11 protein-coding genes are annotated in these 12261 nt (G+C 47.2%); all 11 read left to right on the plus strand.

The window, feature by feature from the left end:
* The first annotated feature begins 293 nt into the window (after positions 1 to 293).
* The 11 genes from GCU44_RS15595 (at position 294) to GCU44_RS15645 (ending at position 11899) form a co-directional block, all read left to right on the plus strand.
* Positions 294 to 998, plus strand: coding sequence for an orotidine 5'-phosphate decarboxylase / HUMPS family protein (locus GCU44_RS15595; RefSeq protein WP_092168866.1), 705 nt, complete (start codon positions 294 to 296; stop codon positions 996 to 998).
* A gap of 75 nt (positions 999 to 1073) precedes the next feature.
* Positions 1074 to 2099 (plus strand): zinc-binding dehydrogenase, encoded by a 1026-nt coding sequence (locus GCU44_RS15600; protein ID WP_154857463.1) that lies wholly within the window; start codon positions 1074 to 1076, stop codon positions 2097 to 2099.
* Between the two features lie 2 nt (positions 2100 to 2101).
* Positions 2102 to 2893 carry an SDR family NAD(P)-dependent oxidoreductase gene (locus tag GCU44_RS15605; protein WP_154857465.1) on the plus strand — a complete coding sequence of 264 codons (792 nt, stop codon included), beginning with the start codon at positions 2102 to 2104 and terminating at the stop codon, positions 2891 to 2893.
* Between the two features lie 18 nt (positions 2894 to 2911).
* Positions 2912 to 3808 (plus strand): sugar phosphate isomerase/epimerase family protein, encoded by an 897-nt coding sequence (locus GCU44_RS15610; protein ID WP_154857467.1) that lies wholly within the window; start codon positions 2912 to 2914, stop codon positions 3806 to 3808.
* 55 nt (positions 3809 to 3863) lie between these two features.
* Complete coding sequence (locus GCU44_RS15615; protein ID WP_154857469.1) at positions 3864 to 4739, plus strand: SMP-30/gluconolactonase/LRE family protein; 876 nt, start codon at positions 3864 to 3866, stop codon at positions 4737 to 4739.
* A gap of 449 nt (positions 4740 to 5188) precedes the next feature.
* Positions 5189 to 5428, plus strand: coding sequence for a hypothetical protein (locus GCU44_RS15620; protein ID WP_154857471.1), 240 nt, complete (start codon positions 5189 to 5191; stop codon positions 5426 to 5428).
* Between the two features lie 3 nt (positions 5429 to 5431).
* Positions 5432 to 5836 carry a PIN domain-containing protein gene (locus GCU44_RS15625; protein WP_154857473.1) on the plus strand — a complete coding sequence of 135 codons (405 nt, stop codon included), beginning with the start codon at positions 5432 to 5434 and terminating at the stop codon, positions 5834 to 5836.
* 232 nt (positions 5837 to 6068) lie between these two features.
* Complete coding sequence (locus tag GCU44_RS15630; protein ID WP_154857475.1) at positions 6069 to 9830, plus strand: class I SAM-dependent DNA methyltransferase; 3762 nt, start codon at positions 6069 to 6071, stop codon at positions 9828 to 9830.
* Positions 9831 to 9868: 38 nt separating this feature from the next.
* Positions 9869 to 10402 carry a hypothetical protein gene (locus GCU44_RS15635; protein WP_154857477.1) on the plus strand — a complete coding sequence of 178 codons (534 nt, stop codon included), beginning with the start codon at positions 9869 to 9871 and terminating at the stop codon, positions 10400 to 10402.
* A 155-nt stretch (positions 10403 to 10557) separates the two neighbouring features.
* Positions 10558 to 11529 carry a hypothetical protein gene (locus GCU44_RS23220; RefSeq protein ID WP_206670845.1) on the plus strand — a complete coding sequence of 324 codons (972 nt, stop codon included), beginning with the start codon at positions 10558 to 10560 and terminating at the stop codon, positions 11527 to 11529.
* 172 nt (positions 11530 to 11701) lie between these two features.
* On the plus strand, positions 11702 to 11899 hold the full coding sequence (locus GCU44_RS15645; protein WP_154857479.1) for a hypothetical protein: 198 nt from the start codon (positions 11702 to 11704) through the stop codon (positions 11897 to 11899).
* Positions 11900 to 12261 lie beyond the last annotated feature (362 nt).

Below are 12261 nucleotides of genomic sequence, written 5' to 3' on the forward strand. Positions count from 1 at the left end.
GTGAATGGATACGCGTGGGGAATTCGACCAAAACAGGAATAGTCCATTCGTGAAAGAATCCTGTAATACATGCGAAAATCCCATCGCGCTTTAAATATAAATAGTTAACTTGGAATCGAACAGTTTATGTACCCACAATTCTCATTTTCCATGATACCTACGGTCTTTTTTTTGAATTTTCCCAACTTTTCGTACCGCCCTTTCCATCGCGTTTACCACTAAGCCCTGATCCGAAATAGTCAGTTCATACTTTTGCAAGCAATCCATTATCGTTTACTAAATAACCCACACGAATGAAACCTATCGTTCAAATCAGTTTAGATCTTACAAATATCGACGAAGCGCTGGAGACGGCGGCCCTGGCCATGCGGGCCGGGGTAGACTGGCTGGAAGCCGGCACCCCCTTAATTCTAGCCGAAGGCCTGCACGGCGTGCGCAAGCTACGCGAAGCCTTTCCCAACACACCCATTGTGGCCGACCTGAAAACCATGGATGGGGGCTACCTGGAGGCCGAGATGATGGCCAAGGCCGGTGCCACCCACGTGGTGGTGATGGCACGCGCCCACGAAGAAACCATCAAATGCGTGGTGCAAGCCGGAAAGGATCACGGCGTGAAAGTCATGGGCGATAACCTGGGTTGCCCCGACATGGTCGCCGGGGCCAAATTTTTGGAAGACCTGGGATGTGATTATATTGTGCACCATATCGGCTACGACGAACGCCGGGGCATAGCCGCGCAGGGTCGACGCATGCCCAGCCCCCTGGACCAGTTGCGGGAAGTGGTGAAAGCGGTAAGCATCCCCGTTCAGGCCGTTGGCGGACTCAGCCTGGAGCAGGCCATTTCCACCCCCACCTACGGAGCGCCGCTGGTGGTGTTGGGTGCCCCGCTAACCATCGACGCGGATGCCTTTAAAACGGCCGACGGAGACCTGGAAGCCTCCCTACGCAAAATTTGCGATGCCGTACATGCGCATGGCGATGTGGATATTTCTAACTAAAACCAAGCAGGTAGATGAAATCGAACCTGCCTGAGTCAGAAAAGCTATCTGACCAATAAAGACAAGTACAATCCTATGAAATCAGCAGCAGTAGTCAATTACGCAGAAGCCAAAGGCTCTGTAGAAATACGCGAAATCGAACAACCCGAAATCGGAGAGGGGGAGGTATTACTGGAAGTAGCCAATGTCGGAGTTTGCGGCAGCGACCTGCACCAATGGACTTCCGACCATAGCTGGCCGGTCAACTACCCCGTGGTGCTGGGACACGAATTTGGAGGCAAAATCGTGGAAGTCGGACCCCGGGTAGAGGGATGGAATACCGGCGACCGGGTGGTCAGTGAAACCGCCGCCGTCATCGATCCCCTAAACCCCATGAGTCGGGTAGGGCTTTACAACCTGGATCCCAGCCGAAAAGGCTTTGGCTATGGCGTTAACGGGGCCATGACACGCTTTGTCAAGGTGCCGGCGCGTTGCCTGCACCATGTTCCCGAGCAAGTACCGTTTGAAGAGGCCTGCCTGACGGAACCCTGTTGCGTGGCGTACAACTCCGTGGTCGTGAACTCCAATATCCGCCCGGGGGACCGGGTAGTCGTCATTGGACCAGGTACCATCGGCATGCTTTGCGCCGTTATGGCCCGCCTCAATGGCGCCGAGGTGGCCGTTCTTGGGCTGGAAGCTGACCGGGGCCGCCTGGAAATAGCCAAAGGCTACGGCTGCGAGGGGCTGATCGGCGATGCCAGCGAATGGGCTCGTTCCCGGGATGGCCTGGGTGCCGACCTGATTGTGGACGCTGCCGGTGCCAGCGCCACCCTGAAAATCGCCATGGACCTGGTGCGCCCCAACGGGCAAATCACCAAAGTGGGCTGGGGACCGCAGCCCTGTAATTTTTCCCTGGACCCCATTGTCCAAAAGAACGTGCGCCTGCAGGGCAGTTTCAGCCATAACTGGCCCATCTGGGAAAAGGTCATCGGCATGATGGGCTCCGGCATGCTGGACGTCAAACCCATCATCGGAGGCGTATGGCCCGTCACCTCCTGGCTGGAAGCCTTCGAGAAAATGCACCACGGAGAAGTGGTAAAAAGCGTACTCAAACCCGTCTGATCATGCGATTAAAAGGAAAAGTAATCATCGTCACCGGCAGCACCACGGGTATCGGCAAGGCCATTGCCCTGCGTTGTGCCGCCGAAGGAGCGCAGGTAGTGCTGCACGGACTGGAAAAGGATTGGGGAGAAGCGGTGTTGCAAAAAATTGGAGTGGAGCAGGCCGTACTCCACATCGAAGACCTGCAAACGGAGGGCTGTGCGGAGCGCCTGGTAGCCCTGGCCCACGAACGTTTTGGAAAACTGGATGCCGTCGTCAATAATGCCGCCTGGGTGGTTTCCTCCGATTTCGACAGCGTGGACCGGCCTTTTCTGGAGAAAGTTCTGTCTATCAATTCCATTGCCCCCTTTCTGCTGATCAAAGCGGCATTGTCCGCCCTGGCCGCCAATCGGGGCAACGTACTGAACATCGGTTCGGTCAATGCCTGGAGTGGGGAACCCAACCTGCTGGCCTACAGCATGTCCAAAGGTGCCTTGATGACGCTTACCCGAAACCTGGGCGATAGCCTGTTTCGCGATAAGGGCGTGCGCGTCAACCAAATCAATCCCGGCTGGGTGCTCACCGAAACCGAGAAACAACGCAAAAAAGAACACGGGCTCTCGGATACCTGGTACGAAGACCTTCCCAACATGTACGCCCCAGCCGGGCGGATCATTGCTCCGGAGGAAATTGCTGCCGCCGCTATCTTCTGGCTCTCCGACGAGTGCGGGCCCGTCAGCGGACAGGTCATGGAACTGGAACAATACCCGCTGATCGGCCGCAATGCCCCCAAAGATGCAAGTACCATTCATTAATTTTTCAATCAACACACTATGCCAAAATTAGCCGCATTTCCCAAAGCCTACATGCAGGCCCTGTGCAAGGATGGATCCATGAAACTGGAAGAATGGATTCGCCTTGCCAGTACCCTGGACATCGCCGGACTGGAATGGTACGCGGGTTTTATGGAAATGGAAGACCGCTCCCGCTGGCCCGAATTCAAGGCCCGGGTGGAGGATACCGGAAAAGTAATCCCCATGATGTGCTGCTCCCCGGATTTTACCCATCCGGAAGCCGCCTTTCGGGAAAAAGAAATCGCCAAACAAAAACACTGGATCGACATGACCCATGCCCTGGGTGGTAGCTATTGCCGCGTCCTTTCCGGACAGAAGCGTCCCGAGCTCAGTCTGGATGAAGGCGTAAAGCTGGCTGCCGATTCCATTATGCGCTGCATTCCCTATGCCGAAGAGCGGGGGATCACGCTGATCCTGGAAAACCACTACAAGGACGATTTTTGGACCTACCCCGAATTTGCCCAGAAAATGGACGTATTCTGTCAACTCGTGGACAGCATACAGCACCCCCATTTCGGCGTCAATTACGATCCCAGCAACACCTTTCTGGCCGGGGAGGATCCCCTGGAATTGCTGCATCGGGTGTCGGACCGGGTGGTTACCATGCATGCCAGCGACCGTTTCCTGAAATACGGGACCATCGAAGATTTAAAGAAAGAGGAAGGCGGGGCCGTGGGCTATGCCAAACGACTGAGTCACGGAGAGATTGGCAAAGGCCTGAACGATTACGATGCCATCTTTACCGAACTGAAGCGCGTGGGATTCGACGGCTGGGTCAGCATCGAAGACGGGGTAGACGGCATGGATCAATTGGAAAGAAGCGTGGCTTTCCTAAAGAAAAAGCTCGCTACCTACTGGACCGAACAAGCCGGATAGAAGCGCAGTCCAACCGGCCTGTCTACTGCAGGCCAGTCAAAAAAAACAGATTTCCATGACAAACGCACGATTACTGGTCGATTCCCGCTGCATCCTGGCAGAAAGCCCAGTTTGGGAGCAAGCCCGGGAAAGTTACCTCTGGGTAGACATTGAAAATGGGGTTTTGTACCGGTTGAAGCGGGGGGCAAGCCGTCCCGAAACCTGGACCTTTCCCCACCGGCTTCCGCTGGTAATCCCCGATCATGCGGGCAGCTACCTGCTGGCGCTGGATCGGAAACTCGCCAAATTTAATCCCGAATCGGAGCAACTGGACTGGCTTTGCGAGGTAGCGCAGGACAAGCCGGACAACCGCTGGAACGACGGGGCTTGTGACAGCAAGGGCCGCCTATGGGCCGGTACCATGAGCACCCGATTTACCCAAAACGCCGGATCCCTGTACCGAATCGATACGGACCGGGTTCCGGAGAAGGTCATCGATCAGGTGAGTATCTCCAACGGCATTTGTTGGTCCCTGGACGAAAAGACCCTGTACTACATCGACAGCCCTACCCGAAAGATACAAGCCTTTGATTTCGATTTGGAAAAGGGCTTTATCAGTTTTAACCGGGTAGCCGTGACGATTCCGGAGGAACTGGGTGCACCGGATGGCCTATGCATGGACCAAAACGGCAAGCTCTGGGTGGCCCATTACGGAGGATTTGGTGTGTACTGCTGGGACCCCGAAACCGGCCTGCAACTGCACAAGGTCGATGTGCCCGCGCCCCACGTCACCTCCTGTGCGTTTACCGGTCCGGAAAACAACGAATTACTGATCACCACCGCCCGGGAAAACCTTTCCGCGGAGCAACTGCAGCAGTATCCCCAGAGTGGGGGCGTCTTTCTCGCGACCGTGCCGGCAACAGGCGCGAGCGTCTACGGACCGGGCTTTTGATAGACCGGGGCAGGAAGATAAAGGTATGTCTTTACCAGCAAAACAGGCAGTGTCACCCGTACATTTTTGGTGGGGTAGGAGGGACTGCCCGGGTTTTCTGCCGTATGTTTTTTTGCTTTCCAGCAATTTTTATGGAATGCCGAATTTTTTGGACCGCATTCCGGCCCATTCTTAAAAAAAATCTACTATATTGATCGTGCATCGGGGCATTAACCAGCGGGGTATCGCCCAGATTTATCTGGAGCAGGGCACCTATTCTTAGGCCACTAAAAGGTTAGGTTAGATGGATTCCTTTCCTACCGGACACAGTACAAGTCGAAGAACTAACCCCTGACAAAAAAGCAGCCCGATTAGGGATAGCTAGTTGTTACAGGGAAGTTGAAGAAGAACCAAGTAGAATGGAAATCAGTTTTACGATGTAATTTCATATATTTAGTAAAATTTAGGCTATGACACATGCAGAACGCTATATCATTGAAACTTATTCTGAGCTTTTTGAAAGTTTGAGTTCAGTAAGCAAATTAGAGCTGCTTGAGCGACTTGCGAAATCTATAAGGAAGGGGAGAAAGTCTCAAGAAAAAGATTTTTTCAGTTCTTTCGGAGGATTTGTTTCAGAAAAGCCAGCCGAGGAAATTATAAAAGAAATCAGAGAAAGCAGGAAATTCAAATCTAAAGACTTGAAAATTTGATGTATGCAATATTTGCTTGACACGAGTACATGTGTTTTTTTTTTGAGAGGTAAACTCCATCTCGATGAAATCATCAAGGAAAAAGGTCTTGAGAATTGCTTCATCTCTGAAATAACAGTTTTTGAATTGAAATACGGAGCAGAAAAAAGCGATGATCCCAAGAAATCTCACAGAGCGGTTGATAAATTTGTGAAAGGGCTAACCATCATACCGATTTTTGGGATAGTAGACCAGTATGCCAATAACAAAGTCTTGCTAAGTAAAAACGGAACACCGATGCATGATGAATTTGATTTGATCATTGGTGTTACCGCACTAGCTAACGAAATGATTTTAGTAACAGACAATAGTAAAGACTTCAGGTACTTAGAAAACCTGAAATTGGAAAACTGGTTGGAAAGAAAATAACCTCCCTGTAACAGTACCTAAGAAGAAGTGGGGCGCACGGTGCCAGGGGAAAGGTTTATTTCCCGAACTAACTTCTACTATGGTGGACAGCTAATCGCTTCGAAATGCCCTATGTTTCTTAGCCGGAACGTTGGTTTGCCCCTTGTAAACGTAAGGGTATCAGGAAAGTGGATCGCTATGAAATCCCGCACGACGCTTATACTTGACCCTAGCCGTAAAAAATTGACCCGATATGCACCTCAACCCCCTGAAACCACGAAAAGCCCTTAACAAGGCCTTTTTAAAAGTAAAACCGAACCGGAAGGAGATCGAAGCGTTCAAGGCCAATTTGATCCAGCTGCTGGATCGGACCAACGATACCGAATCGGAGGAGTTTCATAAAAACCTGGTCAGTGATTTTCTCAAAAAGACCTACTACGAGCCCCGGCATTTTATCAATACCAAGGGCAGAAACGACCTGGTCATCCACAACGGGGAGAAGGCCTCCAGTACGGTCGGCGTCATCATCGAAGCCAAAAAGCCTACCAATAAAAACGAAATGGTCCGCAAGGAGGACCTAAACGCTAAGGCTTTTCAGGAGCTGGTGCTGTACTACCTACGGGAGCGGATCACACAGGGCAACCTCGAAACCCGGCACCTGATCGTCACCAATATCAACGAGTGGTTTATCTTCGATGCCACCACCTTTGACCGGCTTTTTGCCCAAAACAAAAAGCTGGTCCAGCAATTTACCGAGTTTGAGGCCGGCCGCCTGGCGGATACCCGGACGGATTTTTTCTACAAGCAGATCGCCGAGCCATTTATCGCCGGCATCGATTCCGAGATCGATTTTACCTATTTCAACATCCAGGAGTACCAAAAGCCCCTGCGGAATGCCGATAAGGCAGACGACAACAAGTTAATTGCCCTCTTTAAGCTGCTCTCTCCGGAGCACCTGCTCAAACTGCCCTTTACCAACGATAGCAACAGCCTGGACAAACGTTTTTACAGCGAGCTATTGCACATCATCGGCCTGACGGAAACGAAGGAAGGCAGTAAAAAACTGATCGGACGAAACAAGCCCGGAGAGCGCCATACCGGAACCCTGCTCGAGGACACCATTATCCAGCTGGACAGCCTGGACAAGCTCAGCCGGTTAGACCGCCCCAGCCAATTTGGTAACAGCCACGAGGAACAGCTATTCAATGTCGCGCTCGAGCTGAGCATTACCTGGATCAACCGGATCCTATTTTTAAAACTATTGGAAGCCCAACTGATCACCTACCACAAGGGGGATACATCGTATTCCTTTCTCAACCTGGACAAGATCAAAAACTACGATCACCTCAATGGCTTGTTTTTCCAGGTGCTGGCGCGAAAGCACGAAGACCGGAACGAAGACGTGATCCGGGTATTTGAGAAAGTGCCCTACCTAAACTCCTCCCTGTTTGAGCCGACGGATATTGAGCAGGACACCCTTTTTATCAGCAACCTGCGGGACGATAAGACCATTCCGATTATCCCCAAAACCGTACTGAAAGACCGGCAAGGGAAAACGCGTACCGGTCAGCTCAATACGCTCGAGTACCTCTTTGAGTTTCTGAATGCCTACGATTTTAGCAGCGAGGGCTCCGAGGAGATCCAGGAAGAAAACAAATCGCTGATCAATGCTTCGGTGCTTGGATTGATCTTCGAAAAAATCAACGGCTACAAGGACGGTTCCTTTTTCACACCCGGTTTTATCACCATGTACATGTGCCGGGAAACCATCCGCAAAGCCGTGGTACAAAAATTTAATGAGACCAAGGGCTGGAACTGTACCGACTTGGAAGCGCTTTACGATAAGATCGAGGACCGGGACGAAGCGAATGCCATCGTCAACAGCCTAAAGATCTGCGATCCGGCCGTCGGTTCTGGCCACTTTTTGGTGTCGGCGCTGAACGAAATGCTGGCCGTCAAGAACGACCTGAAGATCCTGCAGGACCGGGACGGCAAGCGCCTGAAGGAATACCAGGTGGAAGTCGTCAACGATGAATTGATCGTCACCGACGAAGACGGCGAATTATTTGACTACAACCCCAATAATAAAGAACGGCAGCGGATCCAGGAAGCACTTTTCCACGAAAAGCAAACCATTATCGAAAACTGCCTTTTCGGCGTAGACATCAACCCCAACTCCGTCAAGATCTGCCGCCTGCGCCTCTGGATCGAACTACTCAAAAACGCCTACTATAAGAACCCCACCGAACTCGAAACACTCCCAAACATCGATATCAATATCAAATGCGGCAACTCCCTGGTGAGCCGCTTTGCCATCGATGCCGACCTAAGCCAGGCGCTGAAAAAAAGCAAGTGGTCCATCGATAGCTACCGCATAGCCGTGGACACCTACCGCAATGCCGAAAGCAAGGAGCAGAAAAAGGAAATGAAGCGGCTGATCGCCGATATCAAATCCGATTTCCGCAGCGAGATTGCCAAAAACGACCCCAAGATCAAGCGCAAAGCCCAGCTGGCCGGCGAGCTGTACAACCTGACCATGCAGCAAAGCATGTTCGACGAAGACCCCAAGCAGAAAAAACAACGCCTGGCCCGGGTAGCCAAACTGGAAGAAAGCCTAACCAAGCTCGAAACCGAAATAGAAGCAATCAAAGCCAACAAAATATTTGAAGACGCTTTTGAATGGCGCTTTGAATTTCCCGAGGTGTTGAATGAACATGGGGATTTTGTGGGGTTCGATGTAGTGATTGGTAATCCACCGTATTTTTCAATGTCCAAGCTCAAAGAACAGGCAGACTATTTTTCAATGGCGGGGTTTGAAACCTATTCCAAAGGCTCAGACATCTATTGCCTTTTTTATGAACTAGGTTCAAGAATTCTGATGAACCATGGATTTTTAACCTACATCACTTCCAATTCCTGGCTTAGAGCTATCTATGGTCAATTATTGAAAGCATTCTTTATGAAAAGCATGCAACCCATTTCACTATTGAATATTGAAGACATACAAATATTCGAAGAAGCTACCGTAGAATCAAATATCATAACCTTACAGAAAAGAACGCTTACGGACACCTTTTTGGTTGTGAACCTGGCTGATGACTATGCATTGGGTACTTCACTATCCGATTATTTCGAATTGAACCATTTCGAATTCGCAGTGCCAAATACCTCCGAGTGGTTTATTGGTAATCAGGCAGAGGGCTATCTCAAAGTAAAAATTGAAACACAAGGAAAGCAATTAAAAGGGTTTGATCTACGTATTAATTTTGGAATTAAAACTGGATTTAATGCAGCATTTATCATTGATGAAAAGAAGAAAAATGAATTTCTGCAACTTGACCCAAAGAACGAAGAGATAATTAAGCCAATTTTGCGAGGGCGAGATTTGAAAAAATACAGTTATGAATTTGAAAATATTTATCTAATCAACTCACACAACGGTCTGAAATCATCGGAGTTGAAAAGAATAGATGTAGAGAAAGAATATCCAGCAATATTCGAGTATTTCAAAACATTTTTACCAAAGGTGCAAAGCAGATATGACCAAGGAGATCATTGGACAAATCTTCGAAATTGTGCATATTTAGAAGATTTTGAAAAACCAAAAATTGTATGGGGAGAAATTTCGGATAAACCTAAGTTTGCTTTCGATGACGAAGGGTATTATGCCGAAGCCACCACCTTTTTGATGACCGGAGAGAAACTAAAATTTTTATTGGCAATACTCAATTCAAAGGTATCAGAGTGGTATTTTAACCTTATCGGCACCACAACAGGAATGGGGACAAACCGATGGAAAAAATACAAAATAGAATTATTGCCAATAAAATTACCCTCTGAAAACGAAGAGCACAAAATTGAAATCCTTGTCGATAAAATACTAGCTATCAAAAAACAAAATCCTAGTTCCGATACCACCGATCTTGAAAACCAAATCGACCAATTGGTTTATCAGCTTTATGAGTTGACGGATGAGGAGATTAAAATCATAGAAGGGAACTACACTGTACGATAAAGCTATCTTTATTGTTTATACCATGTTAAGGAAAAATCATGAACGATATTAGGCCATCTTTACACTACGGTACCTATATAGAGCATGCAAGAACAATTAAACTGGCTGCTGATGAAAACAATAGGGCATTTTATGAACTAGTAAACAAAGTACCATCTGAAGAAAATCGACTTAAAGGACTTGGTCTTTTCCGTGCTTCATTGCTCATGTATGCGGTTAGTATCGAGCTGACGTTAAAAGCTGTAGGGCTTTATGAAGAACGAGAGAATATAAAGTCAGGAAAGGTAGAAACATTTAACGACTTTTTAAAAAAAATCCCGGGTAACGGACACGAATTTATTCCCATAATTGATAGATATCGCATTGATCTTGAAAAAGAAGAGCGAGAAATAATTAATCATTTACAAGATTATGCAGTTTGGGCGGGGCGGTTCCCGTTTCCAATAAAAGATGGCGATATTCGAAAAATTGAATCTATTGAAGGAGCTCATGGACCTTCTCTTTCTTTAGAATATGTGGATAGAATAGATAAATTTATTGAAAAGCAGGTAAAAAGGATTAATAGTAATTAGTGGCCGTTAACTTGGGTTTTAAATCCTAGTATCATGGGGATACAGGGTTACCGTAATTCTTAGTAGAATTTCAGTAAGAACCGCCGCTAACGGTCGATTAGCGCAAGGAAAGCCCTGCGCCGATTATTGCGTTATAGCTAATTTAAAGAACAACTATGCTTTGGAATAATGAAGAGAAATACATTGAAGTTCCGTATGATAAAGAATCGGACTTAGAGGATGCTGTAAACGAAGTGAAAGACGCTTTGTTTGGTTCAACACGCATTTATCTTGACGACAAGAAAAAAATCGGACAGAAAGGAGGAACTAACAATTTACCTGACGGATATTTAATTGACTTAACCAATAAGCAAGACCCGAAAATATTTGTGGTTGAAAATGACTTAGCCAGTCATCAACACTTAAAACATATTGCAGTTCAAATACTAGAGTTTTCATTGTCTTTCGAGACTTCCAAAGTAAAGGTCAAGAACATTATTAAAGAAATGCTTCAAAAGCGACCTGGCGAATGGAAAAATTGTGAGGCGTTTGCAAAAAAGAATGGTTATGAAAATGTAGACTATTTACTAGAATCCATAATTCACAAAAAGGACTCCTTCAACGCTTTATTAATAATTGACGAACTTGGAGAGGAATTAGAAACCGTTTTAATTAGTCGTTTTAAGTTCCCAGTAGAGGTTACGACACTGAAAAGATACAAATCGGAAAGTGGTAAACTACTTTATGAATTTGAACCATTTCTTAATGAAGTAACAGAGGATACAGAAAAAGTTGACATTTCGGACATTGACACTATTGTAATTCCTGCAAGAGAAGACGGATTTAAAGAAGTTTTTATTGATGAAAATTGTTGGTATGCTATCCGTCTAAATTCGTCAATGATTCCAAAAATAAAATACATTGCCGCTTATCAAGTTGCTCCGATTTCAGCGATAACTCATATGGCAGAGATAAAGTCGATTGAACAATGGAAAGACACGAATAAATATATTCTTCATTTTACTGAACCAGCGGAGAAAATAAAAAAAGTGCCTTTAGGAACAAGTAAAGGGAAAGCACCTCAAAGTCCTAGATATTCGTCAAGAGAAAGGATTTTGAATGCAAAATCACTTGACAATGTATTTTAAAAAAGAAAAACTAAGCCATAATACTGTAGATGCGATAATTGCTTCCTATCGTCAGCAACTACGCATATACGAACCGTTACCGGTCATTCAATCATTCCGGTGATTCCACCGAAAAGATATAATACAAGTCTACCGGCTTTTTGGTATCGCCGGTCTTGCAGATCAGCGCAGTTTGGTTCTTTTCGTCTTTCTCTATCCGATAGCTACCTCCCAGCCGCCGGTGGTTACGCTGCGGGTAGTGGTCTACCGTGTTTTGCCAGTAGCGGATAAATCCGTCTATGTCGTCCGCGAATTTGATCGCTTCTTTCAGGATACCGCGGCAGGCAAGGGCATATTCGCCCTTGCTGCGGTCTTTGTTGATTTCTTTTAATTGTAGCTTGCTTATCCTTGTTTTCGTTACAGGGTTACAGAATTAGTTATCGATTTTCCAATTGGCAGAGAAATGACCCAGCCATAATATATCGAAGGGCGTGATACGATCTTTTTTGGCCTCGATTTTGACGAAAGAGTATCCCTCGTGGTGTTGGATAACGCCTAGCCGGTAGCGCCTGGCAAAAATGGAGAAAGGTTTGATTGAACGGAGCGTTTTGTGTTTTTTTAAGTCAAACAATAAGCCAAAATGGCGCAAGGGTTTATAATACTCCCCAAAATTGAGACCAGAGGTTAAGTTAAAAAAAACGATTAAATTTAACCTTATGAACAAGCAAACAAGGAGGAAGTTTTCCGCAGAAT

The sequence above is a fragment of the Cyclobacterium xiamenense genome (genome assembly GCF_009467825.1).
GTDB lineage: Bacteria > Bacteroidota > Bacteroidia > Cytophagales > Cyclobacteriaceae > Cyclobacterium > Cyclobacterium xiamenense.